Origin of the sequence: Pseudomonas sp. PS01300, assembly GCF_029960155.1 — a bacterium.
GTDB classification, from domain to species: Bacteria; Pseudomonadota; Gammaproteobacteria; order Pseudomonadales; family Pseudomonadaceae; genus Aquipseudomonas; species Aquipseudomonas palmensis.
On sequence record NZ_JASCPN010000010.1, the window covers coordinates 1 to 19,068 of the forward strand.

Consider the following 19,068-nt stretch of genomic DNA (forward strand, 5'->3'; position numbering starts at 1 on the left):
CCCACAAGGACAGCTCAGCCCCTTGTGGGAGCGGGCTCGACCCGCGATGAGGCCGCTGGCTACAACCCGCCGGTAGCCTGAAACCCCACCCCCAGCACCGTCAGCACCGACAACGGCAGCAACACCGTATCGAGCAGTGCACTGCCCGGCAGGTCCAGCCCCGGGTACGCCGGTGCCGGCGCGCCAAAACGGTCTTCAGGGCAGCAACCGCCCTGCAGCGCATACAGATCCAGCCGCGTACCCGAATACACCACCGGTGCCCCCGGCTTGGCCGCATCCAGCGTGCGCACCGTGGCGCAGCCGCTGCTCAGTGCCAGCACCGCCAGGCCTGCCACCAGCAGCGCCTTCACTCCTCGCCGCCAACATGGTGCTCGCCCCAGCGCGGCAGCATGTCCTGCGGAACATCCAGCAGGTTGAGAATCCGCGCCACCACAAAGTCCACCAGGTCGTCGATGGTCTGCGGTTGGTGATAGAAGCCCGGCGAGGCCGGCAATATCACCGCGCCCATCTGCGACAGCTTGAGCATGTTCTCCAGGTGGATGGTCGAGAAAGGCGCCTCGCGCGGCACCAGAATCAACTGCCGACGCTCCTTCAGGGTCACGTCCGCGGCCCGCTCGATCAGGTTGTTGCAGGCCCCGGTGGCGATTGCCGACAGCGTGCCGGTGGAACAGGGCACCACCACCATCGCTGCCGGCGCCCCGGAGCCCGAGGCCACCGGCGACATCCAGTCCTCGCGCCCGTATACCCGGATCTGCCCGGCCGCAGCGCCGGTGTACTCGGTCAGAAACGCCTGGATCGACTGCGGCTTGGCCGGCAACACCACGTCGGTCTCGGTCGACATCACCAGTTGCGCAGCCTTGGAGATCAGAAAATGCACCTCGCGGTCTTCACGCACCAGGCAATCGAGCAGGCGCAACCCGTACTGCGCCCCGGAGGCACCGGTCATGGCCAGCGTGATGCGCTCCGGGCCGCTCATCGCAGTGCCTCGGCCAGCTTGCCGTGCAGCCCGCCAAAGCCGCCGTTGCTCATGATCACCACCTGGGTGCCCGGCGCGGCCTGGCTTTTGACCCGCTCGATGATCGCCTCGAGACTGTCGGCGACAATCGACGGCACCGTGCACTCGGCGGCGGTGGCGGCCAGGTCCCAGCCCAGATTGGGCGGTGCATACCAGATCACCTGGTCGGCATCGCACACGCTCTGGGGCAGGCCATCACGGTGGGCGCCCAGCTTCATGGAGTTGGAGCGCGGCTCGATCACCGCGATCAACGGGGCGTCGCCGATGCGCTTGCGCAGCCCGTCGAGGGTGGTGGCAATGGCGGTCGGATGGTGGGCAAAGTCATCATAGATGGTCACACCCTGGACTTCAGCGACCTTTTCCATGCGCCGCTTGACGCTCTTGAACGCGCTCAAGGCGGCAATCCCGATGGCCGGCACCACGCCCACATGGCGGGCAGCGGCCAGGGTGGCCAGGGCGTTGGCCACGTTGTGCTGGCCGGTCAGCTCCCACTCCACCACGCCCTGGGCTTGGCCTTCGAAACTGACTTCGAAGCGCGAACCGTCGGCGCTGAGCAGTTTCACCTGCCACTGGCCACCGGCGCCGGTGGTCTGCACCGGGGTCCAGCAGCCCATCTCGATCACCTTCTGCAGTGCCGGCTCGGTGGTGGGGTGAATGACCAGGCCTTCGCTCGGAATGGTGCGCACCAGATGGTGGAACTGGCGCTCGATGGCAGCCAGATCAGGGAAGATGTCTGCGTGATCGAACTCGAGGTTGTTCAAAATGGCGGTGCGCGGACGGTAGTGCACGAACTTGGAACGCTTGTCGAAGAACGCGCTGTCGTACTCGTCGGCCTCGACCACGAAGAACGGCGTGGCGCCCAGGCGCGCCGACACCGAGAAGTTCTGCGGCACACCGCCGATCAGAAAGCCCGGGCTCATCCCGGCATGCTCCAGCACCCAGGCCAGCATGCTGCTGGTGGTGGTCTTGCCGTGGGTGCCGGCCACGGCCAATACCCAGCGGCCCTGCAGCACGTGGTCAGCCAGCCACTGCGGGCCCGACACGTAGGGCAGGCCCTTGTTCAGCACGTACTCCACCGCCGGGTTGCCCCGCGACAGTGCGTTGCCGATCACCACCAGATCGGGGGCCGGCTCCAGCTGGGCGGCGTCATAGCCTTGATGCAGCTCGATGCCCTGGGCCTGGAGCTGGGTGCTCATGGGGGGATAGACGTTGGCGTCGGAGCCGGTGACGCGGTGGCCAAGCTCCTTGGCCAGCACCGCCAGCGAGCCCATGAAAGTACCGCAGATACCGAGAATATGAATGTGCATGGTCGACCTCACGAAACGTGGAGGCAGGGTAGCTTAGGGTGGGAAAAATCGCATCCTGAGTTTGCCTAGGCGCCCCGTGCAATCCCGTGCTTGCGCAGCTTGCGGTACAGCGTATTGCGGCTGACCCCCAGTTGCGCCGCCACCTGGGTCATGTGCCAGCGCTTGTGCTCCAGCGCCTGCAGCAGCGCGGCCCGCTCGGCGTCGTCCAGCGGGTGTTCGGCCTGCGGCCTGGCAACCCTGGGCTCGAGCGCTGCCGGGGGCTGGCGCACTACCGGCGGCAGGTCGTCGAATGCGATGCGGCCATCCTCGCACAGGGCCACCAGGGTACGCAGCACATTGCGCAACTGGCGCACGTTGCCGGGCCAGGCAAACTCCAGCAGCGCCCGGCGTGCCGACGGCTCGAGCCGCACAGGTTGACCCGCGGCCTCCTCGGCCAGGACAAAGTCGAGCAACTGCGCCTTGTCGCTGCGCTCACGCAATGCCGGCAGGGCGACCTCCAGGCCATTGAGGCGGTAATACAGGTCTTCGCGAAAGCTGCCGGCCTCGACCCGGCCCAGCAGGTCACGGTGGGTGGCACTGATGATGCGCACATCCACCGCCTGCGGCTCGCCGCCGATCGGTACCACCTGGCGCTCCTCGAGCACCCGCAGCAGGCGCGTCTGCAGGGCCAGCGGCATGTCGCCGATCTCGTCCAGCAGCAAGGTGCCGCCGTCGGCCTGTTGCAGCTTGCCGCGCATGCCCTCCTTGCGCGCCCCGGTAAAGCTGCCGCCGCGATAGCCGAACAGCTCGCTCTCGATCAGGCTCTCCGGGATCGACGCACAGTTGAGCGCGACGAACGGTTTGCCCGCGCGCTGGCTGGCCTGGTGCACGGCCTTGGCGAAGGCCTCCTTGCCGCACCCGGTTTCGCCGTTGAGCAGCAGCGGCACGTCGCGCTCGAACACCCGTAGCGCACGCCGAAAATCCTGTTGCAGTGCCGGGTCGACCAGGCAGATGCGTTGTGCCGGCATTGGCGTGCTGGTGGCCGACGGTGCAAGCGGTGGCGCCACCGCACGGGCCTGGCCGCGCAGGCTGGCGAACAGCACACGGCCATCGCGGGTACGCAGCGGCCAGCTGGTGCTGGCGGCCGCCGTGGCACGCCCGAGCAGTTCATCCAGCGCGCAGTCGAAAAACGCCTCCACTGGCTGGCCGAGCAGCCCACCGCGTGCCGTTGCCAGCAGGTTCAGCGCACTCTGGTTGACCGCACAGATACGCCCCTCGCCATCGAACGCCAGCAGCCCCTCGCTGAACAGCCCGACCGATTCGGCCTGCAGGTGAAAGCGCAACAGCCAGTGGTTTTCGAAATGGCGCAGGAAGTAGCAGCTCTCGATCATCTTGGCCGAGAGGTTGACCAGCGCCATGGTGTGGAACTGGCTCTGGCGCGACATGTCGGGGCGCGCCGACGACACGTCGAGCACTGCCAGCAGCTCGCCCTGCGGATCGAACACCGGGCTGGCCGAGCACGTCAGCCCGGTATGGCGCCCGCGAAAGTGTTCATCCTGGTGAATGGTCAGGGCCTGGCGCTCGACCAGGCAGGTGCCGATACCGTTGGTGCCTTCGCAGGCCTCGCTCCAGTCGGCGCCCAGCCAGAGCCCGGCGCGCTCGAAGATGCGCCGCTCGGTGGGTGCGGTGACGCAGTTGAGGATCACCCCGCGCGCATCGGTCAGCAGAACCGCGTGCCCGGCGCCGCAGAGTTGCTGGTGCAGGCTGTTCATCTCGTTGCCGGCGATCTGCAGCACCTGCTGCAGGCGCTCACGGCTCTCCAGCAGCCGCCCGTGCTCGAGCACGGTGGGCGCAACGCTCTGGGCCGGGTCGAGGTGGTAGTCCTCCAGGCAGCGCAGCCAGGAACGGGCGATCGACGGGTCGCTGCCCGGCCCCTGCAACAACGCCTTGCCCTGGGTGACGGTGAGCACTTGCCGGGCGTGCCGGCTCAGGTGATTGCTCTGCACTTTTTATTGTTCTCCGCACACGAGATGAACCCAGCATCCTCCTGCCGCCAGTGCATTGCAATGGTGGCGGGACCGTCGGGTCACGTTGTGTGCCACAACGGGTACAGAGTGTCACCCAGGCTGTGCCGGGGCTGGCACACAGCGCCTGCGGGGCGCCCTCCGCGCCGCGCCAAGCCCTTGATTTCACTAGGCCACCGGGCAGTGGCCCGTGCCTTGCACTACGCTTTACATCCTCCCTACAAGCACAATAGCCAGGAGACACACCATGCGTTACGCACATCCCGGTACCGACGGCGCGATCGTTTCCTTCAAGAGCCGCTACGGCAACTACATCAACGGCGAGTTCGTGCCACCGGTCAAAGGCGAGTACTTCACCAACACCTCGCCGGTCAACGGCCAGCCGATTGCCGAGTTCCCACGCTCCAGTGCCGAAGACATCGACAAGGCGCTGGACGCCGCCCATGCGGCCGCCGATGCCTGGGGCACCACCTCGGTGCAGGCGCGCTCGCTGATCCTGCTGAAAATCGCCGACCGCATCGAGCAGAACCTCGAACTGCTGGCCATCACCGAAACCTGGGACAACGGCAAGGCGGTACGCGAAACCCTCAACGCCGATATCCCGCTGGCCGCCGATCACTTTCGCTACTTCGCCGGCTGCCTGCGCGCCCAGGAAGGCAGCGCCGCTGAAATCGACGGCAACACCGTGGCCTATCACATCCACGAACCGCTGGGCGTGGTCGGGCAGATCATCCCGTGGAACTTCCCGATCCTGATGGCCGCCTGGAAGCTCGCCCCGGCCCTGGCCGCCGGCAACTGCGTGGTGCTCAAGCCGGCCGAACAGACCCCGCTGGGCATCAGCGTGCTGCTCGAAGTGATCGGCGACCTGCTACCACCGGGCGTGCTCAACGTGGTGCAGGGCTATGGCCGTGAAGCCGGCGAAGCGCTGGCCACCAGCAAGCGCATCGCCAAGATCGCCTTCACCGGCTCCACCCCGGTGGGTTCGCACATCATGAAATGCGCCGCCGAGAACATCATCCCCAGCACCGTGGAGCTGGGCGGCAAGTCGCCGAACATCTTCTTCGAAGACATCATGCAGGCCGAGCAGAGCTTCATCGAGAAGGCCGCCGAAGGCCTGGTGCTGGCGTTCTTCAACCAGGGCGAGGTGTGCACCTGCCCGTCGCGCGCACTGGTGCAGGAATCGATCTACCCGGCGTTCATGCAGGAGGTGATGAAGAAGATCAAGCAGATCAAGCGTGGCGACCCGCTGGACACCGACACCATGGTCGGCGCCCAGGCCTCCGAGCAGCAGTTCGACAAGATTCTCTCGTACCTGGAAATCGCCGAGAAGGAAGGCGCCGAACTGCTCACGGGCGGCAAGGTGGAAAAACTCGAGGGCAACCTGTCGACCGGTTACTACATCCAGCCGACCCTGCTCAAGGGCACCAACAAGATGCGCGTGTTCCAGGAAGAGATCTTCGGCCCGGTGGTCAGCATCACCACCTTCAAGGACGAAGCCGAGGCCCTGGCCATCGCCAACGACACCGAATTCGGCCTGGGCGCCGGTGTATGGACCCGCGACATCAACCGCGCCTATCGCATGGGCCGCGGCATCAAGGCTGGCCGCGTATGGACCAACTGCTACCACCTGTACCCGGCGCACGCCGCGTTCGGCGGGTACAAGAAGTCCGGCGTGGGTCGTGAAACCCACAAGATGATGCTCGACCACTACCAGCAGACCAAGAACCTGCTGGTGAGCTACGACATCAATCCACTGGGCTTCTTCTAGGAAGCCCGGCTGCAAGCGGCAAGCTTCAAACAGCAAGAAAAAGCAGACCCCATGCGATTTGCCTTCTCTTGCGGTTTGCAGCTTGAAGCTTGCAGCTGTTCTGGCCCCTTTCGTGCAAGACCATCACCACAGGCCGGCACCCGCCGGTGACTAAAAAAAGAACAGGTGAATCCCCATGCCAAGCGATCATTCCGGCAACGCGCCGGCTTCCGTCGATTTCGAAAAGGTCGGTTCCGAGTATTTCCAGCAACGTGAACTGAAAAAAGGTGCCGCAGGCTGGGTCCTGCTGGTGGGTCTGGGCGTCGCCTACGTGATCTCCGGCGACTACGCCGGGTGGAACTTCGGCCTGGCCCAGGGCGGCTGGGGCGGCATGTTCCTGGCCACGCTGCTGATGGCCACGATGTACCTGTGCATGTGCTTTTCGCTGGCCGAACTGTCCTCGATGATCCCCACCGCCGGCGGTGGCTACGGCTTCGCCCGCAGCGCCTTCGGGCCCTGGGGCGGGTTTCTGACCGGCACCGCGATCCTCATCGAATACGCCATCGCCCCCGCCGCCATCGCGGTGTTCATCGGCGCGTACTGCGAATCGCTGTTCGGCATCGGCGGTTGGGTGATCTACCTGGCGTTCTACATCATCTTCATCGGCATCCACATTTTCGGCGTGGGCGAAGCGCTCAAGCTGATGTTCATCATCACCGCCGTGGCCGCGATTGCCCTGGCGGTGTTCCTGATCGCGATGGTGCCGCACTTCGATTCGAACAACCTGTTCGACATCGCCAAGACCGACGCAGCCGGCGCCAGCAGCTTCCTGCCGTTCGGCTACGTAGGCGTGTGGGCGGCAATCCCCTACGCCATCTGGTTCTTCCTGGCGGTCGAAGGCGTGCCGCTGGCCGCCGAAGAAACCAAGAACCCCAAGCGGGACCTGCCCCGCGGCCTGATCGGTGCGATGCTGGTGCTGCTCAGCTTCGCGCTGCTGATCCTGGTGATCGGCCCGGGCGGCGCCGGCGCCGAAGCGCTGAAAAGCTCGGGCAACCCGCTGGTGGAGGCGCTGGCCAAGGCCTACGGCGGCTCGACCTGGATGGGCGGCTTCGTCAACCTGGTGGGCCTGGCTGGCCTGATCGCCAGCTTCTTCTCGATCATCTACGCCTACTCGCGGCAGATCTTCGCCCTGTCGCGCGCCGGCTACCTGCCGCGCAAGCTGTCGCAGACCAACCGTAGCAAGGCCCCGGTACTAGCGCTGATCATCCCCGGCATCATCGGCTTTGCGCTGTCGCTGACCGGCCAGGGCGACCTGCTGATTCTGGTGGCGGTATTCGGCGCTACGCTGTCCTATGTACTGATGATGGCCGCGCACATCACCCTGCGCATAAAACGCCCCAAAATGGAGCGTCCGTACCGGACCCCGGGCGGCATCTTCACCTCGGGCGTGGCGCTGGTGCTGGCCTGCCTGGCGGTGGTCGCAGGTTTCCTGGTCGACCCACGGGTGGTGATTGGCGCTGCGATCATCTATGGCGTGCTGATTGCGTACTTTGCCTTCTACAGCCGACACCACCTGGTGGCCGGTACGCCGGAGGAAGAGTTTGCCGCGATCCAGAAGGCCGAAGAGGCCTTGCACTGACCGCCCCGCGCCGCAGGCCTGGCCTGCGGCGCCATGGAGATTGCGTATGAGCAGTTTTGTACACACGGTGGGCACCCAGACCTACCGCTTCGACAGCCTCAAGGACGTCATGGCCAAGGCCAGCCCGGCCCGCTCCGGCGACTTTCTCGCCGGGGTGGCGGCCGGCAACGACGCCGAACGGGTGGCCGCGCAGATGGCGCTGGCCGATATCCCGCTCAGTCACTTCCTCAGCGAGGCGCTGATCCCTTACGAAGACGACGAAGTCACCCGCCTGATCATCGACACCCACGACAAACAGGCCTTTGCCGCCGTCAGCCACCTGACCGTGGGCGGGCTGCGCGACTGGCTGCTGAGCGAGCAGGCCGACGAAGACAGCCTGCGCGCCCTGGCCCCGGGGCTGACCCCGGAAATGGCCGCTGCGGTCTCGAAGATCATGCGCGTGCAGGACCTGGTGCTGGTGGCGCAGAAGATCCGCGTGGTCACGCGCTTTCGCGGCACCCTGGGCCTGCGCGGGCGCCTTTCCACCCGCCTGCAGCCCAACCACCCCACGGATGAGCCGGCCGGCATCGCCGCGAGCATTCTCGACGGCCTGCTGTACGGCAACGGCGACGCCATGATCGGCATCAACCCGGCCACCGACAGTATCGCCTCGATCTGTGCCCTGCTGGAGATGCTCGACGCGATCATCCAGCGCTACGACATCCCCACCCAGGCCTGTGTGCTGACCCACGTCACCACCTCGATCGAGGCCGTCAACCGCGGCGTTCCGCTGGACCTGGTGTTCCAGTCCATTGCCGGCACCGAGGCGGCCAATGCCAGTTTCGGCATCAACCTCAACCTGTTGCAGGAAGGCTACGACGCCGGCCTGAGCCTGAACCGCGGTACCCTCGGGCAGAACCTGATGTACTTCGAGACCGGCCAGGGCAGCGCGCTGTCGGCCAACGCGCACCATGGCGTCGACCAGCAGACCTGCGAAACCCGGGCCTATGCCGTGGCACGGCATTTCAAGCCGTTTCTGGTCAACACCGTGGTCGGCTTCATCGGCCCGGAGTACCTGTACAACGGCAAGCAGATCATCCGCGCCGGCCTGGAAGACCACTTCTGCGGCAAGCTGCTGGGCGTGCCGATGGGCTGCGATATCTGCTACACCAACCATGCCGAGGCCGACCAGGACGACATGGACACGCTGCTGACGCTGCTGGGGGTGGCCGGGATCAACTTCATCATGGGCATCCCCGGCTCCGACGACATCATGCTCAACTACCAGACCACCTCGTTCCACGACGCGCTGTACGCACGCCAGACCCTGGGCCTGAAACCGGCCCCGGAGTTCGAGGCGTGGCTGGCGCGCATGGGCATCTTCACCCAGGCCGATGGCCGGGTGCGGTTTGGCGACAACCTGCCACCGGCCTTCCGCCAGGCGCTGGCGCAACTGGGATAAGCGAGCGATGGACAAGCAACCCACGCAGCACGACAACAGCGACAACCCCTGGCTCGACCTGCGACGCCTGACCCCGGCGCGCATCGCCCTGGGGCGCACCGGTACCAGCCTGCCGACCCAGGCACAGCTGGACTTCCAGTGCGCCCACGCCCAGGCCCGCGATGCCGTGCACCTGGCATTCGACCATGCGGGCCTGCGCGAACAGCTGAGCGAACGCGGACGCGACAGCATCCTCTTGCACAGCGCCGCCAGCGACCGCCACAGCTACCTGCAACGCCCGGACCTGGGGCGGCGCCTGCATGAGGAATCGGCCCGGCAACTGCGCGAGCATGCCCAGGCCAACCCGGGCGGGGTCGACCTGGCGATCATCGTGGCCGACGGCCTCTCGGCCCTGGCGGTGCACCGGCACACGCTGCCGTTTCTCAACCGTCTGCAGGAGCACATCGATGCCGAGGGATGGTCCACCGCCCCGGTGGTGCTGGTGGAGCAGGGCCGGGTGGCGGTGGCCGATGAAGTCGGCGAATTGCTGGGCGCGAAAATGACCGTGATCCTGATCGGCGAACGTCCGGGCCTGAGCTCCCCCGACAGCCTGGGCCTGTATTTCACCTACAGCCCCAGGGTCGGCCTCACCGACGCCTACCGCAACTGCATTTCCAACGTACGCCTGGAGGGGCTGAGCTACGGCATGGCCGCCCACCGCCTGCTGTACCTGATGCGCGAGGCCTGCCGTCGGCAGCTCTCGGGGGTCAACCTGAAGGATGAAGCCCAGGTCCAGACCCTGGAATCAGACGCCGACACCCCTAAAAATGGAAACTTCTTACTCGGCAATGATTGAGAACTGACCACTTTTTAGCGGATTGCGCTTTTTTCGCGCTTTAGGCAGCATCTGGGGTGACGGCTGCCCGAGGTTCGCCGCCACTCCCCATGGACCCGAGGCCTGCTTATGCGAATTATCAAAGCAACTCTTGAGCATCTGGATCTGCTCGCCCCTCTGTTCGTCAAATACCGCGAGTTCTATGGGCAATTGCCCTATCCGGACTCTTCGCGCTCGTTTCTGGAAAAACGCCTGGAGCGCGACGAGTCGATCATCTACCTGGCGCTGCCGGACGACGATGACAACAAGCTGATGGGTTTCTGCCAGCTGTACCCGAGCTTTTCGTCGCTGTCGCTCAAGCGCGTATGGATACTCAACGACATCTATGTGGCCGAAGACTCGCGGCGCATGCTGGTGGCCGACAACCTGATGCGCGAGGCGAAGAAACTGGCCAAGGACACCAACGCTGTGCGCCTGCGTGCCTCGACCAGCAGCGACAACGAGGTGGCAATGAAGACCTACGAGTCGATGGGGTTCAAGGCAGATACCGAGTTCAAGAGCTATATCCTCCCGATCCATTCCGACTGACGGGCATCCTTCGTCAGCAAAGCCGGCTTCCACAGGTCTGCGCACTGGCCATGTAGGCGCCAGCCTTGCTGGCGATGGGCTGCATGGCAGCCCCGCTGCGCTGGGGCCCAGAAATCCGCCGCTACAAACTGCTCCGCCATAATCACGCCATGCCCGTATAATGCGGCCTTTCAATTTGTGTGAAATTTTACCCTTACCTCGGGTAACGGCTACACACTTCGCACTGCCAGTCCTCGCATGCCCGTAGAGCCGGGTCTTGAACAAGGTGCCGTACATGGATTTCAACCCGCTGGACCTCATTCTGCATCTCGATACCTACCTCGATTTGCTGGTCAACAATTACGGTCCGTGGATCTACGCCATCCTGTTCCTGGTGATTTTCTGCGAGACCGGCCTGGTCGTCATGCCGTTCCTGCCGGGCGATTCGCTGCTGTTCATCGCCGGTGCCGTGGCCGCCGGCGGCGGCATGGACCCGGTACTGCTGTGCGGCCTGCTGATGGCGGCAGCCATCCTGGGCGACAGCACCAACTACGTGATCGGGCGAACGGCCGGGGAACGCCTGTTCCGCAACCCCGACTCGAAGATCTTCCGCCGCGACTACCTGCAGCAGACCCACGACTTCTACGAACGCCATGGCGGCAAGACCGTCACCCTGGCGCGCTTCCTGCCGATCCTGCGCACCTTCGCGCCTTTCGTCGCGGGCCTGGCAAAAATGGTCTATCCGCGTTTTCTGATGTTCAGCGTCGCCGGCACCATCCTGTGGGTGTGCGGCCTGGTGACGCTGGGCTACTTCTTCGGCAACGTGCCGTTCATCAAGTCCAACCTGTCGCTGATGATCGTGGCGATCATCCTACTGTCGCTGGTGCCGATGATCATCGGCCTGGTGCGCAGCCGCATGGGCCGTGGCCAGGCCAAGGCCCAGTAACCCGCGCACATGTGGAGCCTGAGCGCCTGGCGGCGCCGTCGTACCCTGGCCCGCTACCCGATCGAGCCGCAGCAGTGGCAGCGGGTACGCGAGGGCCTGCCGATGCTCGACGGCATCAGCGACGAAGAAGATCACTGGTTGCGTGAAGCCTGCATCCTGTTCCTGCAGCAAAAGCACCTCACCACCCTGCCCGGCGTCGACGCCGGTGCCGAGCAGCGCCTGCACCTGGCGGCCCAGGCGCAACTGCCGCTGCTGCACCTGGGCGATCTGAACTGGTACCAGGGCTTCCATGAAATCGTGCTGTACCCCGATGACTTCGTCAGCCCCCAGCGCCACCGTGATGCCAGCGGTGTGGAGCATGAATGGGATGGCGAACACAGTGGCGAGGCCTGGCAGCAGGGCCCGGTGATCCTGGCCTGGCCCGGGGTGCTGGCCAGCGGTGGCTGGGAAGGCTACAACCTGGTGATTCACGAGCTGGCGCACAAGCTCGACATGCTCAACGGCGATGCCAATGGCCTGCCGCCGCTGCATGACAGCATGCGCGTGGCGGACTGGGCGCAGGCCATGCAGCAGGCCTACGACGATCTCAACCGCCAGCTTGACCGCAACCCCGATGCCGAAACGGCCATCGACCCCTACGCCGCGGAAAACCCGGCCGAATTCTTCGCCGTGACCAGCGAGTACTTCTTCAGTGCCCCGGACCTGCTGATGCAGGCCTACCCCGCGGTTTACGCGCAACTGAGCGCGTTCTACCGCCAGGATCCGCTGGCCCGCCTGCAACAGCTGCAACGTAGCCATCCGCACTACCAGCACACGACTAATTGACCAGGCCGGGCATCTGGCCGGGCGTGGCAAGCGTTACGGAATGTGCCTATAATCGCGACCAATTTTTGGCCAAACATGGGGGCAATGCCCAATGAGCTACAGCAAGATTCCGGCTGGCAAAGACCTGCCGAACGACATCTACGTCGCCATCGAGATTCCAGCCAACCACGCACCGATCAAGTACGAGATCGACAAGGACAGCGATTGCCTGTTCGTGGACCGCTTCATGGCCACCCCGATGTTCTACCCGGCCAACTACGGCTTCATCCCCAACACCCTGGCTGACGACGGTGATCCGCTGGACGTGCTGGTGGTGACCCCGTACCCGGTAGCCCCAGGTTCGGTGATCCGTGCTCGCCCGGTCGGCATCCTGCACATGACCGACGACGGCGGCGGCGACGCCAAGGTCATCGCCGTACCGCACGACAAGCTGTCGCAGCTGTACGTCGACGTCAAAGAGTACACCGACCTGCCGGCACTGCTGCTGGAGCAGATCAAGCACTTCTTCGAGAACTACAAGGATCTGGAGAAAGGCAAGTGGGTCAAGATCGACGGCTGGGGTGACGCAGAAGCGGCCCGTGCCGAGATCACCAAGTCGGTGGCAGCCTACAAGGGCTAAGCACTGCGCTTGAGGAAAAGCCCCGCGATTGCGGGGCTTTTTTGCATCTGCGGCTCGCTGCTTGAACCAACAGCGTCCGATTATTCCTACAACACCAACAGAACCCCCTGTAATACCCCCGCTTTTGCCCGCGAAACACTTCAACCCAATGTTTATATAAACCCTTCTTTTCCCTCACTAAACTCAATCACCATGAATACATCTGGTGATCGTTTGAAAGCGCTCCTGCGCGAGTGCAACCTGACCGCTTCCGACTTTGCCGCCCAGCGCGGGGTGACGCCGCAGCATGTGAACAACTGGTTCCAGCGCGGCGTGCCCATGGCGCGTCTGGACGAGATTGCCGAGCTGCTGTGCGTACGCCCTCGCTGGCTGCGCACCGGCGAGGGCCCCAAGCACCACAACCCGCTGCCGCGGGTCAGCCGCAACCGTGGCGAGCAGGAGCTGCAGGCCCCGGACCACAGCCTGTTCGCTGCGCATGGCGAGCAGGACGTGCTGCTGCCCTTCTACCATGCGCAGCCCCGGCAGTTTGCCGAAATCCCTGGCCGCCACCTGCGTTTGCCGCGCTGTGCGCTGGACAACCTCGGGGTCGATGCTGCGCAGGCGTTTTGCGTGAGCATGCCCGACTACAACATGAACCCCTTGCTGCAGTACGGCGCGACCTTGGCGATAGACCGCAGCCTGACCCGCGTGATCGAGGGCGAGATATACGCGCTGCTGCACAACGGGCGCTTGCGGGTGCACACCTTGAGCGAACGGGCCAATGGCGCGTTGCGTCTGCACAGCCATGACGGTGACGAATTTCCGAGCGAAACCTACAGCCTGTCGCAAATCCGCAACCAGGGTCTGGAGGTACTGGGGTGGGTGTTCTGGTGGGCTCACCTGCGGGATGATCGCCCGCGCTAAAGCGGTTGCAGCGGTTTTTTTTGCTGGGCATTGCGATCCATTCCCAGTATGCTGTGCCGCACTCAAGCCCCGGTTGCAGCCTTGCATCCTGAGGGCGTGGCGCGGCACACACTGCCCCCGCCACCCCCGGCCCCAGCGCCGGATCACGATTTGAAGGCGGTTGCGGCTTACCAAAAGTCAGCCAAGACTGTCCCCGAGAAGCCGGCCACAAGCCGGCTTTTTAATACTCCACTGTATGCCATACTCATCTCCTGAACCTCTCCGAAACCTTGCTAAATCAGGGGTTACAGCCTATGTTGCTCTCTAGGCGTTCTTTTATCATCCACCCACTTCCACGTCAAAGTGGGGGATCAGATGGGGGATCAGTTAGGGGTGTAATCGAACAGGGAGAACGACGGCATGGGCAGGTTGAGCGCAAAGTTTATCGAACATCTGACTAAACCAGGCACCTACGAGGATGGCGATGGACTGCGCCTCGTTGTAACCACCACAGGTCGAAAAAACTGGGTATTCCGCTTTCAGATCCAAGGCCAGCGTAGGGAAATGGGACTTGGCGGATATCCGCAGGTTGACTTGAAAAAAGCTCGTGCTACCGCGCTCGAAAATCGAATTCAGCTTCTATCAGGTGCGGACCCTCTTGCCAGACGCCAAGCTGAGCAGGCTGCCAAGAAAGAGCTCGAACGACGCGAGCAAGCAAAGCAAATCACCTTCAAGACGCTCGCCAACGACTACCGGGATGCTCATGGCGCCTGTTGGTCGGAGAAGTGGCGCAAAGGGTGGCTTCGAAAACTAGAGCTTTACGCCTTTCCCTTTCTCGGGGAGCTTTCGGCAAGTGAGATCGACACCAAGCAGATTCTGAAGATCCTGCAACCGATTTGGGCGACGAAAACACGCACAGCAGATGAAGTACGCGGGCAAATTGAGCAGATCCTAGATGCAGCGCGATCAAAAGGGCTGAGAGACGGAGAAAACCCTGCTCGCTGGCGCGGCCATTTGGAAAACCTCCTTAGTCGGCATGAGAAGAAGAAGGCCCGCAAGCGTATTCACCACCCGGCACTCCCGTGGCAGGAGCTACCGGCGCTCGTAAAGGTACTACATGCCATTCCCACCTCTGCGTCGATCGCTGCTCAAATATTGATCCTCACCGGCGCCCGTAGCCACATGGTGAGGTTCGCTCGCTGGGAAGAATTCGATCTGGAGTCGGGTCGGTGGTCTTTGCCCGCTGAGCGGATGAAAACGCGTGAGCCATTCGCTATCCCACTCGCGCCTGAGGTCGTCTCGTTGGTGAACGCCATGACAAAGTCTAGAGGACAAAGCCCGTACCTTTTTCCCGGCAACGGACGTAGTGGGGTGATGCACGCAAATGGCATTCGTAACCTGTTACATGACTTGGGTTATGGGCACATTACTCGCCACGGCTTTCGCTCGACATTCCGTGACTGGGCGGGGGAGACCACCGCATTTCCCCGAGAGGTCTGTGAACTCGCGCTCGCTCACGACGAGCGAGGTGTAACTGAAAGCGCATATTCTCGCTCAGACTACTTCGCCAAACGTCGAGAATTGATGAGCGCCTGGGCAAAATATGCGACTTCGACGTCAGCGTAATAATCCAACAATCTAGATAGATGCTCATAAACGTATGTCCGCCGCACAGCTGTCAAGCTGGGGTAGCTGTCGATTGACATAATGCGCCCCCATTGGTGAAAGCGATACTTGATGAGCACAGGCTTCCTGTAAACCTATCTAGCATCTAGCAAAGGTAAGATCATAAATTCTCGTTCTGGCCTGAGCAAGCGTCTGCTTGCTGAAGCCTGGGCTGAATGTATATTTGCGCAGTCGTTTCGGCCGACGGCACCACACTGACAGACGCTGACAGCGCTGACGTGCTGGATTTCGCCCCGGCGCTGAGAAGCGCAGGCGCAGGACAGAAGTCGCTGCCTATGTGCTCGGTCGGACTATGACCTGATCGTTTCGCCGATAGGCTGCGAACAAACCACGAAGCAAATCACCGTGATGAAAATGAAGCCATCTTGCGCAGCTTTAGCTGCGAAGGAGATCAAGCCGGACACAAACAGAGAGAATGTCCTGCGCCCAAACGCTACGAAGCTGGATCGGGCTCTGCGGCTGCAGAGCATCGGTCTTTACCGCTTGACTTCACAGCAACTGTCGATAGATATCGACTGTGCTGCGACACATGGCCCGGGCAGTAAATTGCGAGTCAAAGCGAGCCCGAGCGGCCCGCCCGAACCGCTGACTTTCGTCCGGGTCGTTCCATAGACGCTGCATGGCAGTGCGTAGGTGCCATGGCGAGTTGGGGGATACCACCAATCCGGTGACCTCATGAAGATTTACAAAGGTAGTGCCGGTGCCGATTTCACAGGTGATCATCGGCTTGCCGTGCATTGAAGCTTCAAGCAATGACATACCAAATGCTTCCGACCGCAGTCCTGAGGGAAAGGCGAAAGCATAGCAAAGTTGCAGCAAGCAAACCTTGTCGATGTCGTCCAATTGACCTAGGAACAGGACATTACGCAGTTTCAGGCGCTCCGCCTGCGTTTTGAGGGCCTGCTCCTCTGGACCTGCTCCCAAAATCACTAGGGGATAGTGAACACCTTCCAGGGCATCAAGCAAACTTCCCAGTCCTTTGTAATAGCGCAGGACGCCGACAAAAAGGAAAAACTTCTGAGGAATGCGGTTGCGCCAATACTCTAGACGCTCTTCCGTCGGCTGGGGATATGTCTGCTCACAGAGACCATAGGGCACGACCGTCGCCCGTTCGCGATGATGCGAGAGGATTTCGCTGCTTTCTAGATAGTTTGGCGAGGCTACTAAAATCCGTTGCATGTTCGAAAGGAAGCGATGCATCAGCGGTGCGTAAAATTTGAGCAAGGTCCTCTGCTTGACGATGTCGGAGTGATAGCTCACTACTGCGGGCTTGCCGACCCGACTGGCGAAATGCACGAGATCCATAAAGGGCCAGGGGAAGTGGTAATGCACCAGGTCGACCCCACTGACCATCTGACGGAACTCCCCGATTGCCTTGGCTGAGAAACCGGTCGACGCCAGGTTGAATGTCTCCCTGACCCGCGTAACCTCATGGTCATCAACCTGGATTCGCTTCGGTACGGGGTTGGGGCTCAGAGTGAGTACGCGGTTTTCCACACCCAAGGCAGAGGTGCCTTGACAGAGCTGGTAGATCACTTGTTCGATGCCGCCAGCGGTATCGGGGTAGTAGGTTTTGAAGAAGTGCAGGACGCGCATGATGTGCCTTCTACTAACGATAGCCAGACGTTGCGGAAAGGTCCGGAGTCGTCTTTGCAGGCCAGGTCGGGAAATCCGGGACTCTAACCCTGCACTGTGCCCTATGACAAGGCATGGAGGAAAGTACTCTGCCGGTCGGACAACCAGGACTGTGAAGACCTTTTCATTTCAGATGAGGCCCGCAGATGTTATGCTCGTGCGCTTGTCTATCAGTTACCCTATGGCAGCCCTAAACCTATGCGCGGCACTCCTGAAAACAGCTTGCAGGCAGCCTTAAAGGCTTGCAAGTCCAGTTTCCTCTCGGTTGGCTTCTTCAGCCTCTTCGTCAACGCCCTGATGCTGGTTCCTACATTTTATATGCTGCAGGTCTACGGACGGGTTGTGACGGGGGGCAATCTTACTACCCTGATGATGCTCACCATTATCATGACCATCCTGTTGGTCACCATGGGAGCCCTGGAGTTCATTCGTTCGCGCATTATGGTGCGGGTCAGCACCAAGCTTGACGTTCTGCTCAGTCGAGATGTATACAAGGCGAGCTTTCGTCGAGCCTTGGAAAGCGGCGGTATGGATGCGTCCGCGCAGTCGCTCAACGATTTGACCAACCTGCGTCAGTTTCTTACCGGCAATGGGCTATTCGCTTTTTTCGATGCCCCTTGGCTGCCAATCTACATCGCCGTGATGTTCATGTTCCACCCCTGGTACGGCTGGGTGGCGATCGCCAGCGCCCTAGTACTGTTGGTGCTGGCATACATTAACGAACGCGTGACCAGCAACGCTCTAAGCGAGGCCAACAAGCAACATGTAGGTGCCACGCTCTACACCACCAAGAATCTGCGCAATGCCGAAGTCATTGAGTCTATGGGGATGCTCAGCACGCTCATGGAGCGCTGGAGTCGTCGTCAACGTGTCGTTCTGCAATTGCAATCCGCAGCCAGTGACAAAGGTGGTGCTATCAGCGCGACTTCCAAGACCTTCCGCATGCTGATCCAGTCTCTGATTCTCGGCCTGGGTGCCTACCTTGCAGTGGATCACCAGATCAACGCAGGTCTAGTCATTGCAGGCTCTGTGCTGCTGGGTCGCGCCCTTGCCCCGATCGACCTGATCATCGGCAGCTGGAAGGGCTTCATCGCCGCACGTACCCAGTATGATCGTCTGAACGAGGTACTGGCCAAGCAACTTGCAGAACCGGAGCGTATGAGCCTGCCCCCCCCAAAAGGCAACGTGTTAGTGGAAAATCTCGTAGTTGCCGCACCAGGTAATAAGAATCCGATCATCCGGGGTGTTGGCTTTAGTGTACCGGCTGGCGCCTGCGTGGGTATCATCGGCCCAAGCGCCTCGGGCAAGTCGACACTCGCCCGCGCACTGATGGGTGTGTGGCAGCCACAGCATGGGGTGGTACGTCTTGACGGTGCAGATATTAGCAACTGGAACAAGGAAGAATTAGGTCCATATCTAGGGTACTTGCCACAGGACATTGAGCTATTCGAGGGTAGTATCAGTGAGAATATTGCACGCTTCGCTGACATAAATGCCGAAGAGGTAGTCAAGGCAGCAAAGATCGCCGGCGTACATGAGATGATCCTACAGCTATCCGAGGGTTATGACACAGTGATTGGCAGCGAAGGCGTCAATCTCTCTGGCGGCCAACGCCAGCGCATCGGCCTAGCTCGTGCTTTGTACGGCTCACCCAAACTCATTCTGCTCGATGAGCCAAACTCCAACCTCGACGAAGTCGGCGAACGCGCGCTCGCCCTGGCCATCCAGGAGATGAAGCGTACTGGTTCGACCATCTTCGTCATTACTCACCGCACTTCAATCCTCTCGCAGTTGGATCGGCTGCTCGTGATGAGTAATGGTGGCATCAGCATGTACGGTCCTCGCGACCAAGTGATGGAAGAGCTGAACAAACAACAGCTGGCTGCTCAGCAAAAACCTGCGCAGAGTACAACGACAGGCCCGGCAATCGCGTGACAGGTAA

16 protein-coding genes are annotated in these 19,068 nt (G+C 62.2%); 11 read left to right on the forward strand and 5 right to left on the reverse strand.

Annotated elements, in window-relative coordinates; translation table 11 throughout:
• Positions 1 to 59: 59 nt before the first annotated feature.
• From QMX96_RS07975 to QMX96_RS07990, 4 genes are all read right to left on the reverse strand, one after another.
• Positions 60 to 350: a YceK/YidQ family lipoprotein gene (locus QMX96_RS07975; protein WP_043863916.1), complete on the reverse strand. Its 291-nt coding sequence runs from the start codon at positions 348 to 350 to the stop codon at positions 60 to 62.
• Entirely contained in the window at positions 347 to 976 is a 630-nt protein-coding gene (gene ubiX, locus QMX96_RS07980) for a flavin prenyltransferase UbiX (protein ID WP_043863917.1), read from the reverse strand. Before ubiX ends, QMX96_RS07975 begins: the two co-directional genes overlap by 4 nt.
• On the reverse strand, positions 973 to 2,322 hold the full coding sequence (mpl, locus tag QMX96_RS07985) for a UDP-N-acetylmuramate:L-alanyl-gamma-D-glutamyl-meso-diaminopimelate ligase (RefSeq protein ID WP_043863918.1): 1,350 nt from the start codon (positions 2,320 to 2,322) through the stop codon (positions 973 to 975). Before mpl ends, ubiX begins: the two co-directional genes overlap by 4 nt.
• A gap of 65 nt (positions 2,323 to 2,387) precedes the next feature.
• Positions 2,388 to 4,307 carry a sigma-54-dependent Fis family transcriptional regulator gene (locus tag QMX96_RS07990; protein ID WP_100634129.1) on the reverse strand — a complete coding sequence of 640 codons (1,920 nt, stop codon included), beginning with the start codon at positions 4,305 to 4,307 and terminating at the stop codon, positions 2,388 to 2,390.
• Positions 4,308 to 4,572: 265 nt separating this feature from the next.
• On the opposite strand from QMX96_RS07990, the gene QMX96_RS07995 reads away from it, so the two are divergent.
• The 10 genes from QMX96_RS07995 (at position 4,573) to QMX96_RS08040 (ending at position 15,431) form a co-directional block, all read left to right on the forward strand.
• A complete protein-coding gene (locus tag QMX96_RS07995) occupies positions 4,573 to 6,093 on the forward strand; it encodes an aldehyde dehydrogenase family protein (RefSeq protein ID WP_043863920.1) in 1,521 nt (506 codons plus the stop codon).
• A gap of 175 nt (positions 6,094 to 6,268) precedes the next feature.
• A complete protein-coding gene (gene eat, locus QMX96_RS08000) occupies positions 6,269 to 7,711 on the forward strand; it encodes an ethanolamine permease (RefSeq protein ID WP_043863921.1) in 1,443 nt (480 codons plus the stop codon).
• Between the two features lie 46 nt (positions 7,712 to 7,757).
• Complete coding sequence (locus QMX96_RS08005; RefSeq protein WP_054916335.1) at positions 7,758 to 9,152, forward strand: ethanolamine ammonia-lyase subunit EutB; 1,395 nt, start codon at positions 7,758 to 7,760, stop codon at positions 9,150 to 9,152.
• A 7-nt stretch (positions 9,153 to 9,159) separates the two neighbouring features.
• Positions 9,160 to 9,987, forward strand: coding sequence for an ethanolamine ammonia-lyase subunit EutC (gene eutC, locus QMX96_RS08010; RefSeq protein ID WP_282361536.1), 828 nt, complete (start codon positions 9,160 to 9,162; stop codon positions 9,985 to 9,987).
• Positions 9,988 to 10,095: 108 nt separating this feature from the next.
• Positions 10,096 to 10,554, forward strand: a complete 459-nt coding sequence (locus QMX96_RS08015; protein ID WP_043863924.1) for a GNAT family N-acetyltransferase — start codon at positions 10,096 to 10,098, stop codon at positions 10,552 to 10,554.
• A gap of 274 nt (positions 10,555 to 10,828) precedes the next feature.
• Positions 10,829 to 11,479 carry a DedA family protein gene (locus QMX96_RS08020; RefSeq protein ID WP_043863945.1) on the forward strand — a complete coding sequence of 217 codons (651 nt, stop codon included), beginning with the start codon at positions 10,829 to 10,831 and terminating at the stop codon, positions 11,477 to 11,479.
• A 9-nt stretch (positions 11,480 to 11,488) separates the two neighbouring features.
• Positions 11,489 to 12,304 (forward strand): zinc-dependent peptidase, encoded by an 816-nt coding sequence (locus QMX96_RS08025; RefSeq protein WP_104571891.1) that lies wholly within the window; start codon positions 11,489 to 11,491, stop codon positions 12,302 to 12,304.
• A 91-nt stretch (positions 12,305 to 12,395) separates the two neighbouring features.
• The gene (gene ppa, locus QMX96_RS08030; protein WP_043863926.1) at positions 12,396 to 12,923 is read left to right on the forward strand and encodes an inorganic diphosphatase; all 528 of its coding nucleotides are present in this window, start codon (positions 12,396 to 12,398) and stop codon (positions 12,921 to 12,923) included.
• 192 nt (positions 12,924 to 13,115) lie between these two features.
• Positions 13,116 to 13,826 carry an XRE family transcriptional regulator gene (locus QMX96_RS08035; RefSeq protein ID WP_282361537.1) on the forward strand — a complete coding sequence of 237 codons (711 nt, stop codon included), beginning with the start codon at positions 13,116 to 13,118 and terminating at the stop codon, positions 13,824 to 13,826.
• A gap of 399 nt (positions 13,827 to 14,225) precedes the next feature.
• Entirely contained in the window at positions 14,226 to 15,431 is a 1,206-nt protein-coding gene (locus tag QMX96_RS08040; RefSeq protein WP_282361538.1) for an integrase arm-type DNA-binding domain-containing protein, read from the forward strand.
• 549 nt (positions 15,432 to 15,980) lie between these two features.
• On the opposite strand, the gene QMX96_RS08045 is transcribed toward QMX96_RS08040, so the two are convergent.
• Positions 15,981 to 17,090 (reverse strand): glycosyltransferase family 4 protein, encoded by a 1,110-nt coding sequence (locus QMX96_RS08045; protein ID WP_282361616.1) that lies wholly within the window; start codon positions 17,088 to 17,090, stop codon positions 15,981 to 15,983.
• Between the two features lie 234 nt (positions 17,091 to 17,324).
• On the opposite strand from QMX96_RS08045, the gene QMX96_RS08050 reads away from it, so the two are divergent.
• A complete protein-coding gene (locus QMX96_RS08050) occupies positions 17,325 to 19,061 on the forward strand; it encodes a type I secretion system permease/ATPase (RefSeq protein ID WP_282361539.1) in 1,737 nt (578 codons plus the stop codon).
• Positions 19,062 to 19,068: the final 7 nt, after the last annotated feature.